General features: G+C 70.3%; 17 protein-coding genes. 4 read left to right on the forward strand and 13 right to left on the reverse strand.

Features of this window, described 5'->3' with window-relative positions:
* From OG718_RS38035 to OG718_RS38045, 3 genes are all read right to left on the reverse strand, one after another.
* A complete protein-coding gene (locus OG718_RS38035) occupies positions 1-690 on the reverse strand; it encodes a hypothetical protein (RefSeq protein ID WP_306940430.1) in 690 nt (229 codons plus the stop codon).
* Between the two features lie 108 nt (positions 691-798).
* Positions 799-1,188, reverse strand: a complete 390-nt coding sequence (locus OG718_RS38040; RefSeq protein WP_328846351.1) for an arsenate reductase family protein — start codon at positions 1,186-1,188, stop codon at positions 799-801.
* Between the two features lie 78 nt (positions 1,189-1,266).
* On the reverse strand, positions 1,267-1,662 hold the full coding sequence (locus tag OG718_RS38045; RefSeq protein WP_328846352.1) for a hypothetical protein: 396 nt from the start codon (positions 1,660-1,662) through the stop codon (positions 1,267-1,269).
* Between the two features lie 274 nt (positions 1,663-1,936).
* Between OG718_RS38045 and OG718_RS38050 the strand changes: the two genes are divergently transcribed.
* Positions 1,937-2,245 (forward strand): hypothetical protein, encoded by a 309-nt coding sequence (locus OG718_RS38050; protein WP_143631201.1) that lies wholly within the window; start codon positions 1,937-1,939, stop codon positions 2,243-2,245.
* A 98-nt stretch (positions 2,246-2,343) separates the two neighbouring features.
* Here the strand turns inward: OG718_RS38050 and OG718_RS38055 are convergent, their stop codons facing one another.
* Entirely contained in the window at positions 2,344-3,528 is a 1,185-nt protein-coding gene (locus OG718_RS38055) for a winged helix DNA-binding domain-containing protein (RefSeq protein WP_328846353.1), read from the reverse strand.
* Between the two features lie 262 nt (positions 3,529-3,790).
* Between OG718_RS38055 and OG718_RS38060 the strand changes: the two genes are divergently transcribed.
* Positions 3,791-4,069 carry a hypothetical protein gene (locus OG718_RS38060; protein WP_143631196.1) on the forward strand — a complete coding sequence of 93 codons (279 nt, stop codon included), beginning with the start codon at positions 3,791-3,793 and terminating at the stop codon, positions 4,067-4,069.
* Between the two features lie 25 nt (positions 4,070-4,094).
* Here the strand turns inward: OG718_RS38060 and pspAB are convergent, their stop codons facing one another.
* The 3 genes from pspAB to glnA form a co-directional block, all read right to left on the reverse strand.
* The gene (gene pspAB, locus OG718_RS38065; protein WP_143631193.1) at positions 4,095-4,673 is read right to left on the reverse strand and encodes a PspA-associated protein PspAB; all 579 of its coding nucleotides are present in this window, start codon (positions 4,671-4,673) and stop codon (positions 4,095-4,097) included.
* A gap of 2 nt (positions 4,674-4,675) precedes the next feature.
* Entirely contained in the window at positions 4,676-5,611 is a 936-nt protein-coding gene (gene htpX / locus OG718_RS38070) for a zinc metalloprotease HtpX (protein ID WP_143631191.1), read from the reverse strand.
* A 187-nt stretch (positions 5,612-5,798) separates the two neighbouring features.
* Positions 5,799-7,208 carry a type I glutamate--ammonia ligase gene (glnA, locus tag OG718_RS38075; protein WP_143631189.1) on the reverse strand — a complete coding sequence of 470 codons (1,410 nt, stop codon included), beginning with the start codon at positions 7,206-7,208 and terminating at the stop codon, positions 5,799-5,801.
* A gap of 199 nt (positions 7,209-7,407) precedes the next feature.
* Between glnA and OG718_RS38080 the strand changes: the two genes are divergently transcribed.
* Positions 7,408-7,875, forward strand: a complete 468-nt coding sequence (locus tag OG718_RS38080) for an RDD family protein (RefSeq protein ID WP_143631187.1) — start codon at positions 7,408-7,410, stop codon at positions 7,873-7,875.
* Between the two features lie 133 nt (positions 7,876-8,008).
* On the opposite strand, the gene OG718_RS38085 is transcribed toward OG718_RS38080, so the two are convergent.
* The 4 genes from OG718_RS38085 to lipB form a co-directional block, all read right to left on the reverse strand.
* Positions 8,009-8,710 (reverse strand): DUF4191 domain-containing protein, encoded by a 702-nt coding sequence (locus OG718_RS38085; RefSeq protein ID WP_055611121.1) that lies wholly within the window; start codon positions 8,708-8,710, stop codon positions 8,009-8,011.
* A gap of 57 nt (positions 8,711-8,767) precedes the next feature.
* Complete coding sequence (locus tag OG718_RS38090; RefSeq protein ID WP_143631185.1) at positions 8,768-8,968, reverse strand: SCO2195 family GlnR-regulated protein; 201 nt, start codon at positions 8,966-8,968, stop codon at positions 8,768-8,770.
* 302 nt (positions 8,969-9,270) lie between these two features.
* On the reverse strand, positions 9,271-10,236 hold the full coding sequence (gene lipA / locus OG718_RS38095; protein ID WP_143631183.1) for a lipoyl synthase: 966 nt from the start codon (positions 10,234-10,236) through the stop codon (positions 9,271-9,273).
* Positions 10,237-10,569: 333 nt separating this feature from the next.
* A complete protein-coding gene (lipB, locus tag OG718_RS38100) occupies positions 10,570-11,367 on the reverse strand; it encodes a lipoyl(octanoyl) transferase LipB (protein WP_143631181.1) in 798 nt (265 codons plus the stop codon).
* Positions 11,368-11,626: 259 nt separating this feature from the next.
* On the opposite strand from lipB, the gene OG718_RS38105 reads away from it, so the two are divergent.
* The gene (locus OG718_RS38105) at positions 11,627-13,066 is read left to right on the forward strand and encodes a regulator (protein ID WP_143631179.1); all 1,440 of its coding nucleotides are present in this window, start codon (positions 11,627-11,629) and stop codon (positions 13,064-13,066) included.
* A gap of 161 nt (positions 13,067-13,227) precedes the next feature.
* On the opposite strand, the gene OG718_RS38110 is transcribed toward OG718_RS38105, so the two are convergent.
* Entirely contained in the window at positions 13,228-14,598 is a 1,371-nt protein-coding gene (locus OG718_RS38110; RefSeq protein WP_328846354.1) for an NAD(P)/FAD-dependent oxidoreductase, read from the reverse strand.
* Between the two features lie 329 nt (positions 14,599-14,927).
* Positions 14,928-15,824: a TIGR01777 family oxidoreductase gene (locus tag OG718_RS38115; protein WP_328846355.1), complete on the reverse strand. Its 897-nt coding sequence runs from the start codon at positions 15,822-15,824 to the stop codon at positions 14,928-14,930.
* Positions 15,825-15,856 lie beyond the last annotated feature (32 nt).

The raw sequence follows: 15,856 nt of genomic DNA on the forward strand, positions 1-15,856 counted from the left end.
TCAGCCCACCTTCTCGATGAGGGCCTTGCGGATCAGGAACTTGCCGGGCTCGCGGACCTGTTCGAACGCCGCGTTGTTCAGGAGCGCGCAGCTGCCGGAGACCGAAGTGACCTCCACGGTCGTGGACTTGTTGTTGTCCAGGTTCGTGACCTTCAGCTTCGTACCGGCCGGGAACTGGTTGCTGGACGCGGCGGGAGCGCCGTCCTCGCCGGAGAGGGTGACGGTGGAACCGTTGCAGACCTGCTGGCCGCCGACAGCGTTGTCACCGCCCGTGTCACCGGCGGCGGGAGCGCTCTGCGAGGGCTGCTCGGCGGGGTCCGCGGGGTCTGCGGCGGCGGGCGGGGCCGACTCGGCGGGCGTCCCCTGGGGCGCTCCTGCCTGCGAGGACTCGCCGACCTCACACCCGGAGGCCTCCTGCTGGACCTTGATCTGGGCGATCACCGCTTCCCGGTTGGCGATCCGAGCCTCGGACTGGGCGTCCGGGGCGGTGCGCTGCCCCTCGATGAACTTCTCGTTGTTGCCCAGCGCGGTGGCCAGCCCGTCGCAGACCACCGAGGACTGCGCGGCCGGAGCGTCGGTGCTCGCGTTCGAGGTGGCGGCGAAGGCGAAGGCCCCGCCGCCCGCCACGGCCGCGGCGCTCACCAGCAGCGCGATCTTCTTCTTCGGGCCGAGAGTTCTCCTGCGTGACATGAACGGCTCCTGTCCCCGGCCACCCCTGGCGGTGGCCGTCCGCCGCTATGTACGAGATACCGAACGGAGTTACTCAGCAGTTCACACGAGTCACCTAAGTAACGTAGATCACGCGGAAGTTGAGGGACCTTCATCTTGACTTCGGCCCAACGCGTCACGTACGGCCTCGTCCGTACGTGCCACCACGGCGGTGCCGTCCTCCGCGGTGATGATCGGCCGCTGGATGAGCCGGGGATGCTCCGCCAGCGCCGCGACCCACCGCTCCCGCGAACCGGGGACCCGGGGCCACTCCTTCATCCCCAGCTCCTTCGCCACGGCCTCCTGGGTCCGGGTGATGTCCCAGGGCTCCAGCCCGAGCCGCTCCAGGACCTCCCGGATCTCGGCCTCACTCGGCACGTCCTCCAGATACCGCCGAACCGTGTACGCGGCCCCCTCCTCGTCCAGCAGATTGATGGCACTGCGGCACTTCGAACATGCCGGATTGATCCAGATCTCCATACCGCACAACGTACGCGAAACGCCACGCGGAACACCCGTCACGGCATGGCCCAAAGGGCTTCTGGTCAGGGGTGATTGTCAGTAGCCGGACGGAATCCGGTCCTGCGGTTCATCAGGTACCTCCGCCGCGCCGTCCTCCAACTGTGCCGCGCTGTCCTCCGGCTCCGCCGGGCCGCCCTCCGGGTCCGCCCGCTCGGACACGGCCGGGACGTTCGTGTCCGAGGTCAGCTCCGCGATGCGCAGGGTGCACTCCCACTTGGTGATCCTCCCCTTGATCACCACCAGGTACGACTCCTGGTCGGCGAAGCGGTACACCTGACGCCACTGCTCGACGACATGCTTGCTCGGTACGTACGTGTGGACGGCGGCGCCGAGCTCCTCCAGCGCCTGTTCCTTCGTCTCCAGCCCGCGACGGATGAACTCGGTCCTGTACGTGTCGTTGTCGTACTGCACGATCACGACCCAGTTGCCCATGCGCCCTCCCCATAACCGGGTCGCCAGTCAGCCACAGCTCGGCCGCCGGGACAAGAACGACGCAGGGCGAGGGACGGCTCTGTTCGAATTTGTGCCGCCTCACGAACATCTCGCAAACCATGTGTGACACGGCGCCAATTGCCTTGCCCACCTGGCCATTTACTGGACGTCCTGGGCTCGCTGGATGTCAGTGGTGGCCGGTAAACTATAAGTAGTGTTCGAGGGGGCCGCCGGAGACGCCGGACGGTTCCCTGACCGCGACAGGAGGATGCCTGTGCCCGCTGCCGCACTCAGCCCGCTGCCCACTCAGTCCACATCCAAGAGGGCGGTCCTGCTCGACCTGCCGTACGAGCCCGTCGAGAAGCGTCCGCTGCCACCGGGACGCCCCCGCGACTGGTACGTGACGCACAACCGCCGTCTGAAGGCGATGCGACTCGCGATCGCCCTCCTCGACTCGGGTGTGTACGTACCGAACCAGGCCCGCAACGAGAAGATCCGCAGCACGGCCCAACTCATCGGAATCCACCCGCCGTCGGACACCACGTGCCACATGGTCCGAGCCCTGATGAGGTACGCCCGCTGAGTCCACGCCCGGTGCGCCGCCCGTTTGTCGGGGCGGACGGCGCACCGGGTCATGGCCCTGACGTGTGCCACGAGCCGGCGGGGCGACGGCTCCCGTCGTCAGGCTGACGCCAACTCCCGTTCCAGCGGCGTCCGGAAGCGCGGTGTGACCCGGGTCGGGCCCACCCAGGCGTGCAGCCGCGCGGCCTCCGCCTCGATCGCCTCCCGCGCCTCTCGGCCCACCCCCTCGTCGTCCAGCAGCCGCCAGGCGATCTCGCCGTCGGGCCGCTGGGCCCACCCACCGACGACCCGCCCGTCCCACCACACGGTGGGCCCGATGTTCCCGCTGCCGTCGAAGAGCGCGGACCTCAGCTCCGGCGGGCAGTACCAGTCCCGTTCCTGCCATCCCATGGCAGTCGGATCCAGGCCGGGCAGCAGCGCGGCCCACGGCTCGACCGCCTCGACCGGTTCCACGGCGTCGGCGAGGACGTACCCGACGCCCTCGTCCACCGCCACGGTCACCGCCCCGACCGCCTTGAGCGCGGCCCGTACGTCACTGACCTTCCAGCCCGTCCACCACTTCAGGTCCGCCTCCGTGGCAGGCCCGCACGCGCCGAGCCACCGCCGCACCAGCTCCGACTGGGCCTCGGCGACCGGCAGTTCGGGGGAGGGCCGGGCCACCGCCCACCGGAACTGCGTGGACGTCCACGAGCCCAGCGGCCGTCCTCGTACGACCCGGCCCTCGACCCCCAGCACCCTCCACAGCCGCGAGGAGACGGTGTGCACGCCCTCGTAGCTCTTCCCCGCCGCGTACACGAACTGTTCCTTCAACCGGGGCTCGTCCTGGGCCAGTTCCACCGCGGTGGCCTCCCCGCGCCGGGCCAGCGCGGCCAGCGCGGACGCCTCCACCTCCGCGAGCCACTCCGCGTCCGGTGCCCCGGCCTTGGCCATGTCCTTGATCAGAGCGGCCCGTGCCCGCGCGGCGACGGTGAGCCCGGTGGACGCGTGCACGACCGGAACGAGTTCGGTGGGGAACACGAACACGGTGTGCCGCATACCGTGCATCCGCAACAGCGTCCGGTCCTCGTACAGTGCGCGTTCCGTCTCCGGCACGGTCTTCGCCGCGTCCGCCAGGCGCGCGCCCACGGCGAGGAAGACGCTCGCGGGATCCGTCCCGTGCAGCGCCACCAGCGACTCCGCGACCTCCTCCGGTGTGTCCGCCCGCGCGGACCCGGCCAGCCGCTGCCCGACAGCCAGCCGGGCCCGCCGCTCCGCCACCTCGATGTACCGCACCTGTCCGCTCACCCGATCCCCTGTGTCGCTCCGTGGCCGTGCCCTGTCCTGTCCCCGGCCCCGCCCCTGGATTCTCGCTCCGAACGTCGATTTTGTTCGACTTCAGGAGTTCTGCGAGCGTTCTCCCTCCGACTCCGGCGTTATTCGTTTCCGTCGGACAGGCATCACCCGGCATCCTGAGGGCTACTCTCAACCCACCGACGGACGGGTGCCCGCCCCCAGCGCCGCGTCGGACATCTCAAGGTCCCACCACCCACGCACAAGGAGACCCATCATGGGTACCTTGATCATTTTGGCGGTCCTCGCTCTGGTCGTCCTCGGTTTCAACAACCCGCTCTGGTGGTTCGCCGGGGCAGCCCTGCTCTACCTGCACTTCCGTTACGGCCGCACCGGCCAGGGGTCGACGGGTTCCTCGTCGCCCCGCGGGGCCGGCTCGTCGGCACGCGGCGACAACGACTACCGCGCGTACCGCCAGCGCCGTGACCAGCAGGCCAGGTGGGAGCGCCGCTACCGCCGCGAACGCCCGTGGATGACCCGCCAGAAGCGGAACTAGTCCGGGGGAGCGGCCGGCCCAGGCCCTAGCCCAGGCCCGGCGCTCCCCACAGCGGGAACCACCGGCCCAGGTCCTGCTCCACCCGCAGGTCGTTTCCGAGTGCCGCCCTGACCTGCAGCTCCAGCGCGTTGTCGCGCCGCTCGCCGTCCCCGGGCAGCGGCGCGAACGGGTAGAAGGTCCCGCGCTTGTAGAGATAGACGAGTCCGAGCCGCCGCCCGTCGCCGTGGTGGAACCCGACCACCGAGCACAGCAGTTGCGGGCCGAACCCGCTGCCCTCCAGCGTGCTGTTCACCGCGTGCAGATCACCGACGAGCGCGGGCAGATCGTCCGGCTCCCGGCGCGACACCAGCCAGGTGTACCCGTAGTCGTCCCGGCTCACCTCGACGGGCGGCTCCGAGTCCGCGTCGAGCAGCTCCCGCACTTCCTCCCGTACGTCGTCGAAGGCGGCCCCCTCGACGGACGCGAAGCACACCGAACCGTGCCCGGTCGGCGTGAACCCGGCCGCCGCCTCCAGTGTCACGGCGGCCGACGGCAGCCCGAAGAGCTGGTCGAGATCGGGCGCGACGGGCCTGCTGCGGCCGAGGAGGATGTCGAGGAACCCCATGCTCAGCCGGCCTTCCCGGGGGCCGGCGCCTCACCCAACTCGCCGGAGATACGGCCGAGTTGATCAAGCCGGTCCTCCAGGCTCGGGTGCGTCGACAGCAGGGAGGAGAAGAGCTGCCGGCCGCCCGGCGCGGCACCGAACGCGGGCGTGAAGTAGAAGGCGTTGAAGGCCTGCGCGGTCCGCAGATCACGCGTGGGGATCTTCGCGATGTCCCCGGTCAGCTTGGTCAGCGCGGAGGCCAGCGCCGAGGGACGCCCGGTGAGCATGGCCCCGGCCCGGTCGGCGGCCAGTTCGCGGTACCGGGACAGGGCCCGGATGAGCAGGAAGCTGAGCGCGTAGACGGCCGCGGACACCGCCATCACCGTCATCAGGACGACGACCGTGTTCTGGTCCTTCCGCCCCCGCCCGCCGAACACCTGCGAGTAGAGCGTGAAGCGCACGACAAGCCCGGCGAGCACTCCCAGGAACGAGGCCACGGTGATCACCGCGACATCGCGGTGCGCCACGTGAGACAGCTCGTGGGCGAGTACACCCTCCAGCTCGGCGGGGTCGAGTCGGCGCAGCAGCCCGGTCGTCACGCAGACGGCGGCGTGGTCGGCGTTGCGCCCGGTGGCGAAGGCGTTCGGCATCTCCATGTCGGAGACGGCGACCACGGGCTTCGGCATGTCGGCGGTCGCGCAGAGCCGGTCGATCACCCCGTGCAGCTGCGGATACTCCTCGCGCTCGACGACCCGCCCGTGCATCGCGTACAGCGCGATCCGGTCCGAGAACCAGTACTGCGCGCCGAGCAGCGCCGCTGCGATCACCACGACCAGCACCCAGGACTTCAGCAGCACGATCAGCGCGGCCACGAACACCACGTACAGCAGCCCGAGGAGGAACAGCGTGATGCCCATCCTCGCGGTCAGTCCCCGGTCGGCCTGGAAGCGGCTCTGCATAGCGATCACCTCGAAATCGGGCACTCGTCCCGATTCCAGTGTGCACCCGGGCATTTCCACGAATGGATCTGGATCAGTCCTCCACCAGGCAAAGAACGACAAAGCCCTGTCACTGCCCGAGGGGCGGTGACAGGGCTTCGTTCGTCAGCCGTGACGCGCTACGCGTACGTGTCGGTCACGGAGTCGATCACACGTCGTAGTAGAGCTCGAACTCGTGCGGGTGCGGACGCAGCTGCAGGGGAGCGATCTCGTTGGTGCGCTTGTAGTCGATCCACGTCTCGATCAGGTCGGGCGTGAAGACGTTGCCCGCGAGCAGGAACTCGTGGTCGGCCTCGAGGCGGTCCAGGACGGCCGGGAGGGAGGTCGGGACCTGGGCGACACCCGCGTGCTCCTCGGGAGCCAGCTCGTAGAGGTCCTTGTCGATCGGCTCGGCCGGCTCGATCTTGTTCTTGATGCCGTCGAGGCCCGCGAGCAGCAGCGCCGAGAAGGCGAGGTACGGGTTGCCGGAGGAGTCGGGCGCGCGGAACTCGACGCGCTTGGCCTTCGGGTTCGAGCCCGTGATCGGGATACGCATGGCCGCGGAGCGGTTGCGCTGCGAGTAGACCAGGTTGATCGGGGCCTCGAAGCCGGGGACCAGACGGTGGTACGAGTTCACCGTCGGGTTGGTGAAGGCCAGCAGCGACGGGGCGTGCTTGAGGATGCCGCCGATGTAGTAGCGGGCGGTGTCCGACAGGCCCGCGTAACCGGCCTCGTCGTAGAACAGCGGGTCGCCGTTCGTCCACAGCGACTGGTGGACGTGCATGCCCGAGCCGTTGTCACCGAAGATCGGCTTCGGCATGAAGGTCGCGGTCTTGCCGTTGCGCCAGGCGACGTTCTTCACGATGTACTTGAAGAGCTGGAGGTCGTCGGCCGCGGCGAGCAGCGTGTTGAACTTGTAGTTGATCTCGGCCTGGCCGGCGGTGCCCACCTCGTGGTGCTGGCGCTCGACCTGGAGGCCGGACTTGGCCAGCTCCAGGGAGATCTCGGCACGCAGGTCGGCGAAGTGGTCGACCGGCGGGGTCGGGAAGTAACCGCCCTTGTAGCGGACCTTGTAGCCGCGGTTGTCCTCCAGCGCGCCGGTGTTCCAGGCGCCCGCCTCGGAGTCGACGTGGTAGAAGGACTCGTTCGCGGTGGTCTGGAACCGCACGCTGTCGAAGACGTAGAACTCGGCCTCGGGGCCGAAGTACGCGGTGTCGGCGATGCCGGTCGACGCGAGGTACGCCTCCGCCTTCTTCGCCACGTTGCGCGGGTCACGGGAGTACTGCTCGCCCGTGATCGGGTCGTGGATGAAGAAGTTGATGTTGACCGTCTTGTCGCGGCGGAAGGGGTCGACGCGCGCGGTTGACAGGTCGGCGCGGAGCGCCATGTCGGACTCGTGGATGGCCTGGAAGCCGCGGATGGAGGAGCCGTCGAAGGCCAGTTCCTCGGTCGGGTCGAAGGCCTCTGCCGGCAGCGTGAAGTGCTGCATCACACCCGGCAGGTCGCAGAAGCGGACGTCGACGAACTTGACGTCTTCGTCCTTGATGAACTTCTTGGCCTCGTCGGCGTTCTGGAACATCCAGCTCCTCCTACTCCCGCTCACTGTGGACCGGGGTGGTAGTTCGTTCGTGCGGCCAGTGCGGTGGCACACGCTGAGCCCGACCTTAGGGACGGGTGATTTCTCAAGCGTGACCCATTTGTTTCGCCCAAGTTAACCGGACCGGGCCGGGAACACCCCACCTGTACGCATGCCAAAACGGGCGCAGTACCGTGGACGGGTGGACAACAGGCAAGCAATCGGATCGTGGCTCTCCGGACCCCGCGCGGCCGCGGAGGAAGCCGGTGCCGACTTCGGATACCGCGGCGAGCAGCTGGGTCTGCCCGAGTCGGGCCCCGGCTCGATCGCCCGCCCCGGGCGGCGCCTCGCGGCCCTCGCCGTCGACTGGGGCCTGTGCCTCTTGATCGCATACGGCCTGATCACCGACGGCTACGGCCAGGCGACCGGCAACTGGGCGCTGGCCGTCTTCTTCGGCGTGAGCGTCCTGACCGTCGGCACGATCGGCTTCACCCCGGGCAAGCGCCTGTTCGGCCTCCGCGTCCTCGCCCTGGACACCGGCACGGTCAACCCGCTCCGCGCCCTCCTGCGCACGGTCCTCCTGTGCGTCGCCCTCCCGGCGCTGATCTGGGACCGCGACGGCAGGGGACTGCACGACCGTCTGGCCCGCACGGTCGAGGTCAGGATCTGACGGTCCCGGTCCGTACGACGAGATCCCGGTCCGTACGACGAGATCCCGGTCCGTACGACGATGGGGGCGCCCGGAGTGATCCGGGCGCCCCCATCGTCGTACGCGGAGTGCGTCTTCGTCGTACGGGAGTGTGTCAGCGCATCTTCGGGCCGCCGCGCGGCATGCGCATGCCCTTGGGCATCGGGCCCTTGGGGAGGGGCATGTTCGACATGAGGTCGCCGAGCGCGCGCAGCCGGTCGTTGGTCGCGGTGACCTGGGGGCCGGAGAGGACGCGGGGCAGCTTCAGCATCGTCGTGCGGAGCTTCTTGAGCTCGACCTGGCCCTCGCCCGTGCCGACGAGGATGTCGTGCACCGGCACGTCCGCGACGATGCGGGCCATCTTCTTCTTCTCGGCGGCCAGCAGGCTCTTCACCCGGTTCGGGTTGCCCTCGGCGACCAGGACGATGCCGGCCTTGCCGACGGCCCGGTGGACCACGTCCTGGCTGCGGTTCATCGCCACCGCCGGGGTTGTCGTCCAGCCGCGCCCGACGTTGTCGAGAACCGCGGCGGCCGCACCCGGCTGGCCCTCCATCTGACCGAACGCCGCACGCTCGGCCCGGCGTCCGAAGACGATCGCCGACGCGAGGAAGGCGAGCAGGAGGCCGAGAATGCCGAGATAGATCGGGTGCCCGATCAAGAAGCCGATCGCGAGGAAGACACCGAGGGTGCCGATTCCGACAGCCGCGAGTACAAGACCGATCATCTTGTCGGCCTTGCGGGTCATCTTGTAAGTCAGGGCAATCTGCTTGAGTCGCCCGGGGTTCGCAGCGTCCGCTGCGGATTCCTTCCTCGCCATGCCGTGAAGTCTACGTGGCGTGGGAAGCGCCGACGACGGCGGTGCCGGGTCGGCGGCTCAGTGACGGCCGCTGAGGCTCTTCTCCAGGACGAGCTGTGCCTCGACCCGGTCCTTGGCGCGACGGCGGTCCTCCAGGACCGAGGTCCAGGCGTTGCGGCGGGCGGTGCGCTGGCCGCTGCTCAGGAGCAGCGACTCGACGGCACGGAGTGCATCGCCGAACGACGGAATCGGTGTGGCTCGTACGGGCGCGGTCTGCATGATGGAGGTCCCCCCTCGGGATGGCGGCTCTGGCTAGGGCTCTACGTGGCGTAAGACCAGGGTCACTGAATGGTGTTACCAGGGCGTGACCGACCGGTCAAACGCCAATGAAGCCTTGATGCGCGGGCCGAAAACACTGACGCGGCCCTGAGGTGGCCCCCATCTGCGGGGACGGTCAGGACCGCGTCGTATTGGCCACTACCGGCAGGTAGTTGCTTGTGCTCGGATTCACACGCCGAGGGTGGCACTGCGTGCCATCCCGCAGGTCGCGCAACGTGCCGCGCGACCCCTCTCGCTTCGTCTCAGACGGCCTGCGAGGCGACGTACGAACCCCGCTTCTCGATCGCCATCTGGTAGAGGCGGCCCGCGCGGTACGAGGAGCGGACCAGCGGGCCCGACATGACTCCGGAGAAGCCGATCTGGTCGGCCTCCTCCTTCAGCTCGACGAACTCGTGCGGCTTCACCCAGCGCTCCACGGGGTGGTGGCGCACGGAGGGCCGCAGGTACTGCGTGATGGTGACGAGCTCGCAGCCGGCCTCGTGGAGCTGGCGCAGGGCCTCGCTGACCTCTTCACGGGTCTCGCCCATGCCGAGGATCAGGTTCGACTTCGTGACCAGACCGTAGTCACGGGCGTCCGTGATGACCTTCAGCGAGCGCTCGTAGCGGAAGCCCGGGCGGATGCGCTTGAAGATACGGGGGACCGTCTCGACGTTGTGCGCGAACACCTCCGGCCGGGAGGAGAAGACCTCGGCCAGCTGCTCGGGGACCGCGTTGAAGTCGGGGGCGAGGAGCTCGACCTTGGTGGGGCCGCTCTCGCGGTTCGCCGTCTGCGCGTGGATCTGGCGTACGGTCTCGGCGTACAGCCAGGCGCCGCCGTCCTCCAGGTCGTCGCGGGCGACGCCCGTGATGGTCGCGTAGTTGAGATCCATGGTGACCACGGACTCGCCCACACGGCGGGGCTCGTCGCGGTCCAGCGCCTCGGGCTTGCCCGTGTCGATCTGGCAGAAGTCGCAGCGCCTCGTGCACTGGTCGCCGCCGATGAGGAACGTGGCCTCGCGGTCTTCCCAGCACTCGTAGATGTTGGGACAGCCTGCTTCCTGGCAGACCGTGTGCAGGCCCTCGCTCTTCACGAGGTTCTGCATCTTCGTGTACTCGGGGCCCATTTTCGCCCGGGTCTTGATCCACTCGGGCTTGCGCTCGATGGGGGTCTGGGCGTTCCGGACCTCCAGGCGCAGCATCTTGCGTCCGTCGGGTGCGACTGCGGACACATCGGCTCCCTGTAGCTTCGATTCTTCGGCGTACACCAGGGTACGCCCGTTCGCTTCTCGGCCCCCGGGGTGGGCAACCTTCGGGAACGGGGGTGCATTCCCGGGGGTTTCCTCGCCCCCGCCGCCCCTACCCGTCCCGTCCCTGGGGGCTGCGCCCCCAGACCCCCGCTGTCGGCCTGAACGGCCTCGTCCTCAAACGCCGGACGGGCTGAGTGTGTCGGCCCGGGCTGCGAAGTATTCAGCCTCTCCGGCGTTTGAGGAGCGGGGGTTCGGGGGCGGAGCCCCTGAGTAAGGGACGGGAATGGGTAGGGGCGGCGGGGGCGAAAAAAGGCCCTACACCACTACCCGCTCAACCTCCCGCGGCCTCAACTCCGCGTTCCCGAGAACATCCCGCAGATGCCGCTCGGCCACCGGCAGGACCTCCGCGATGGTGAGGTCGCGGCCCAACTCGTGGGCGAGCGACGTGACACCGGCGTCACGGATGCCGCACGGAATGATCTTGTCGAAGCTGGACGTGTCGGGGTTCACGTTCAGCGCGAAGCCGTGCATCGTGACGCCCTTGGCGACCCGGATGCCCATGGCGCAGATCTTCCGGTCCTCACGCCGCTGCCCCGCATTGGACGGCGCGTACTCGGGCCCGTTGAGCCGCGGATCGAACTCCTCGTCCGCCAGCCGGGGGTCGAAGTCGAGGGAGAGCCCGCCGAGGGACGGCCGTTCGGCCACCGGGTCGCCGAGGACCCAGACGCCGGCCCGCCCCTCCACCCGGCTCGTCTCGACACCGAACTCCGCGCAGACCCGGATCATCGCGTCCTCGAGGCGGCGGAGGTGGGCGACGACGTCAACCGGGCGAGGAAGTTTCTGGATCGGGTAGCCGACCAGCTGCCCCGGCCCGTGCCAGGTGATCTTGCCGCCACGGTCCACGTCGACGACGGGCGTGCCGTCGAGGGGCCGCTCACTGTCCGCCGTGCGCCGCCCGGCCGTGTAGACCGGCGGGTGCTCCAGGAGCAGACAGGTGTCGGGGATCTCGTCCTGGAAGCGCGCCGTGTGCACACGGCGCTGCTCGTCCCAGGCCTCCTGGTACTCGACGGCGTCCGCACCGAAACCCATGCGGACGAACCGCAACTCACTCACGGCAAGCGCCTCCCTGAAAGAGTCGTAAGGCTCATAACAGCCTCACGCCACTGTACGTCTGGTCGAACCTCGTCAGCCCTGGGGGCAATCCTCACACGATCGGATGAATGCGTGTCGAAGTGTGCGATCGGGTGCTTACGGACCGCTACATTCGCGCCGTTCACGAGGCTTTCAAGGGCTGCTCAAGGCACGGCGGCCGACCTCGCCCGGGCCTGTTCCCGCAGGCCCCCAGCCCGGAAGGCAGGAGTTCGCACCGCAGATGACGGAACGACCCGCGCAGCGCACCCCCAACCGTCAGCTCGCCGCACTAATCGCAGAAGCGGGGTTCTCCAACGCGGGGCTAGCCCGCCGAGTGGACCAGCTCGGCCTCGAACACGGGCTCGATCTCAGATACGACAAGACATCCGTGACCCGCTGGCTGCGCGGCCAGCAGCCGAGAGGCACGACACCCGCGCTGATCGCCGAGGTCTTCACCCGCCGGCTGGGACGCCGTCTCACCGCCCAGGACCTCGGACTCGACGCGTGCGCCCCGGTGTACGCCGGGCTCGAATTCGCTGCCACTCCCGAGGAGGCCGTCGACATCGTCGGCGGACTGTGGCGCAAGGACTCCGGAAGCCACGCGGAGCTCCGCAAGATCGCCTTCACTCCGGCGGGGCTCGTCGTGCCCAGCCGGGACTGGCTGATCGGCCGGGCCGACGACCGGGTGGGCCGCGGCGACCCCGGTGCCGTACGGATCCCCGTACAGGGCCGCCCGGCCGTGCCCCGGCAGCGCGCGCAGACCGAACGTGGCCCCGGGCAGCGGGTGACCGCGGGCGACATCGCGGCGCTGCGCTCGGTCGGGGAACTGTTCCGCACGCTCGACAACGCGTACGGTGGAGGGCACGCCCGGCAGGCCCTCGTGCGGTACTTGGAGCACGAGCTGGAGCCGATGCTGCGCGGCACCTACGGGGAGCAGACGGGGCGCCGCCTGTTCGCCGCCGCGTCCGATCTGACCCGGCTGGCGGGCTGGACCTCGTACGACATCGCCGCGCACGGGCTCGCCCAGCGGTACTTCGTCCAGGCGCTGCGGCTGTCGCAGGCGGCGGGGGACCGGGCGTACGGCTCGTACGTGCTTGTGACGATGAGCCGTCAAGCTGTCTATCTGGGGCACGGCCGGGAGGCGGTGCAGCTGGCCCGGGTCGCCCAGCAGGGCGTGGGCTCGTCGGCCCCGCCGGTCGTCCAGGCGCTGCTGTACGCGGTCGAGGCGCGGGGGCACGGTGTGCTCGGCGAGGTGCGGGCGGCCACGGCCTCGCTGGTGCGCGCCGAAAGGGCGCTGGAGACCGCCCGGCCCGGCGACGAAGTGCCGTACTGGGCGCGGTTCTTCGACGAGGCGCAGCTCGCGGACGAGTTCGGGCACTGCCACCGCGACCTCCAGCAGTACCGGGCGGCCGCGCAGCACGCCGAGCGGTCCCTGCAGTTGCGGGCACCCGGGTATGCGCGCAGCCGGCTCTTCTGCCGGGTGGTCCTGGCCTCGGCGCGGCTCGGGCTCGGCGAGCTGGATCAGGCCTGCCAGTTGGGTGCGGAGGCCGCGACGCAGGCCTCGGAGATGCGGTCGGTGCGGGCGGTGGAGTATGTGCGGGACTTCGAGCGGCGGCTGGAGCCGTACAAGGACGCGCCGCCGGTCAGGGGGTACCGCGACAAGGTCGCTGCGCTCGGCTGACGGTTGCTCCGCGGGTGGGGCGGCGAGGGTGGTGTCGAGGCTGCGGGCCGGTGGGAGCCGGTCGCGCAGTTCCCCGCGCCCCTTACGGGGCGGGGGGAGGCTGTGGATGGGGAGGAGGTCCTGCCCCGCGGCGGGACCTCCACCCCCTGGCTCTCGCTCGCCTACGCGGCGGTCGAGGCCGCTAATGGGGACGCCGTGGGTGCCGAGTTGACGCCGAGGTCCGTCAGGAGGGCCGTTGCCGCCCGGTGGCCGGAGTGCAGGGCGCCCTGGACCGTGCTGGTGTCGCGGTGGTCGCCGCAGACATACAGGCCGGCGAGGAGACGGACCGGGCGCCGGAGGTCGTGCGGGGGCGGCATCGCGGGAACGGCGTCGGGGGTGTGGTGGACCGCGAGCAGCTCCCAGCGATGCGTGGCGGTGCCGTAGAGGGCGGCCAGGTGGGCGCGTACGGCCCGGTCCGTGTCCTCGGGGGGTGCGCCGAGGATCGTGGACGAGATCAGGGCGCGGCCCACGGGGGCACGGGTCGGGTCGACCTGGCTGATGACCGCGGTGTGGGCCACCGGGCCCCTGCGGTCCGCGTCCAGGAGCAGCGCGGGCTCTGCCAGGGGTGCCTCGTCGGCCGTGTGGTGCACCACGGTGACCTCGTGGAACGGCGGTACCCGCAGGCCCGGCAGCAGCTCGGCGGCGGCGTGGGCGTCGGTCGCCACCAGGATGGCCCGGCAGCGGAGTTCACCGTGTTCCGCCGTCGTCACGGAGGTGGTGGACACGGACGTGACCCGCACGCCGGTGCGGACGGTCCCGGGCGGCAGGGTTGCCGCCAGCAGCTCCGGCAGCGTGTCGGCGCCGCCCTCCGGGACGCACAGCCGGCCGGAGGCGAAGGCGCGCAGCGCGAGGTCCGCGCACCGGCTGGACGTCGTCAGATCCGGGTCGCAGAGCAGCGCGGCCAGCAGCGGGCGCAGAAAACCCTCGACCGTACGGGCCGGCATGCCGCGGGCCGCGAGTGCGCGCCCCGCGGGCCGCTCGGGCCGGGCCAGCAGCCGGTCCACGGGGACGGTCGCGATCCGTCCGAGGGCCGCGGCCAGCCGGGCCTGGTCGAGGGCGCCGCCGAGCGGCGGGAAGGCCCGCGACACGGGCGGCACGGCGGCCGCCGGTATCTGCCTGAGCCTGCGAGGGGGGCTCACCAGGGCGCGCGCCGCGTCGAGTGCGCCCCGTGCGCCCCCGGCACCTGCGGGCTCGCCCGCGCGGTGGACGCGGCCGTCGGCGTGGACGAGCACGCCGGGGGCGAACGGCCGAAGGGCGAGCCCGTCGAGGCCCGGGGTCAGCCGCAGCTCGGGATAGGACGTGGAGAGGAGCTGGCCGATGCGGTCGAGCCGGAAGCCGTCGACCTTCTCGGTCGTCATACGGCCACCCACGTAAGGGGCGGCCTCCAGGACGACGGTCGTTACACCTGCGCTGTTCAGTCGATGGGCGGCCGCGAGTCCTGCGACTCCGGCTCCCACGATGACGACGTCCGCCTGATACGCGGGCTCTAGCACGTGCCCCTCCCCGAGGTCGCGTGACTGCTGGGGACGTGATGCCCCCAACGGGCTCCAGGAATACCCGAGTTCGGCACGAGGGTAGGGCCGCCGACGGGCGGTGGAAGTCGCGCATGAACAGGGCACGGTCGCACGCGGGTCGCATGAGCCGGTCCTGCCGGCCGGGGACTATGCCCGCGCCCCGTGCCCCGTAAAAGGTGCGGGGCCGTGTCCATACGCGGCTCCTCCCCCACTCTCGACTTCGATCGAGCGGGGGACCCCCATCGTGGGCGCGCTCAGCCACAGCCGGGCCGCAGATCGATGAACCGCAGCCGAGCGGAGCGCCAGTGCTAGCGAACCGCCCGGATCGCCTCCTCGATCCCCGGAAACGCAAAGGTGAACCCCGACTCCAACAGCCTGGTAGGGAGCACCCGTTGGCTCCCCAGCACCTCCTGTGCCATCTCCCCGAGTACAAGCTTCAGCACAGGCGCGGGCACCGCGAAGAGCGTGGGCCGGTGCAGCACGCGCCCCATCGCGGCCGTGATCTCCCGGTTGGTGAGCGGCTCCGGAGCCGTCAGATTGAAGGGGCCGGAAAGCGACTCGGAGTCGATCAGAAACCGCAGCGCGGCCACGTGGTCGTGCAGCGCGATGTAGCTCCAGTACTGCCGCCCGTCGCCCATCCGCCCGCCGAGACCCGCCTTGAAGAGCGGGAAGAGCCGCCCCCAGGCACCGCCCTTCGCGGCCACCACCAGGCCGGTGCGCGCGAAGACGGTCCGTACTCCCGCCTCCTCCGCGGGAGCCGCCGCCTCCTCCCACTCGACGCACAGCGAGGGCAGGAACCCGATCGCGGGAGGCGCGCTCTCGTCCACGGCCCGCTCGCCGGTGTCTCCGTAGATGCCCATCGCGCTGCCGTTCACGAAGACCTGTGGCGGCCGGTCGAGGGAGGCGACGGCCTCCGCCAGCGCTGCCGTGCCGAGTAGGCGGCTGTCCCGGATCTTCCGCTTGTACTCGTCCGTCCAGCGGTGGTCGCCGATGCCGGCGCCCGCGAGGTTCACCACGGCGTCGCAGCCGACGAGGCCCGCCGCGTCGACGTACTGCCGTTCGGGGTCCCACTCGACCTCGTCCTTCGCCCGGGGCGTACGGCGCACCAGCCGCACCACCTCGTGCCCGTCGGCGGTCAGCGAGCGCACCAGGGCGCTCCCGATGAGGCCGGACGCGCCGGCCACGGCGATTCGGGAAGTCTCCATGGCCCCATCCTCCGCCAACCACCCAGGGAGCG

It is taken from the genome of Streptomyces sp. NBC_00258 (assembly GCF_036182465.1).
In the GTDB taxonomy this organism is placed as follows: Bacteria; Actinomycetota; Actinomycetes; order Streptomycetales; family Streptomycetaceae; genus Streptomyces.

Excerpts from the sequence above, each read along its gene's own strand:
- OG718_RS38035 (WP_306940430.1), bottom strand. The coding sequence starts at position 690 with ATGTCACGCAGGAGAACTCTCGGCCCGAAGAAGAAGATCGCGCTGCTG.
- OG718_RS38040 (WP_328846351.1), bottom strand. The coding sequence starts at position 1,188 with ATGGAGATCTGGATCAATCCGGCATGTTCGAAGTGCCGCAGTGCCATC.
- OG718_RS38045 (WP_328846352.1), bottom strand. The coding sequence starts at position 1,662 with ATGGGCAACTGGGTCGTGATCGTGCAGTACGACAACGACACGTACAGG.
- OG718_RS38060 (WP_143631196.1), top strand. The coding sequence starts at position 3,791 with ATGGGTACCTTGATCATTTTGGCGGTCCTCGCTCTGGTCGTCCTCGGT.
- pspAB (WP_143631193.1), bottom strand. The coding sequence starts at position 4,673 with ATGGGGTTCCTCGACATCCTCCTCGGCCGCAGCAGGCCCGTCGCGCCC.
- htpX (WP_143631191.1), bottom strand. The coding sequence starts at position 5,611 with ATGCAGAGCCGCTTCCAGGCCGACCGGGGACTGACCGCGAGGATGGGC.
- glnA (WP_143631189.1), bottom strand. The coding sequence starts at position 7,208 with ATGTTCCAGAACGCCGACGAGGCCAAGAAGTTCATCAAGGACGAAGAC.
- OG718_RS38085 (WP_055611121.1), bottom strand. The coding sequence starts at position 8,710 with ATGGCGAGGAAGGAATCCGCAGCGGACGCTGCGAACCCCGGGCGACTC.
- OG718_RS38090 (WP_143631185.1), bottom strand. The coding sequence starts at position 8,968 with ATGCAGACCGCGCCCGTACGAGCCACACCGATTCCGTCGTTCGGCGAT.
- OG718_RS38105 (WP_143631179.1), top strand. The coding sequence starts at position 11,627 with ATGACGGAACGACCCGCGCAGCGCACCCCCAACCGTCAGCTCGCCGCA.
- OG718_RS38115 (WP_328846355.1), bottom strand. The coding sequence starts at position 15,824 with ATGGAGACTTCCCGAATCGCCGTGGCCGGCGCGTCCGGCCTCATCGGG.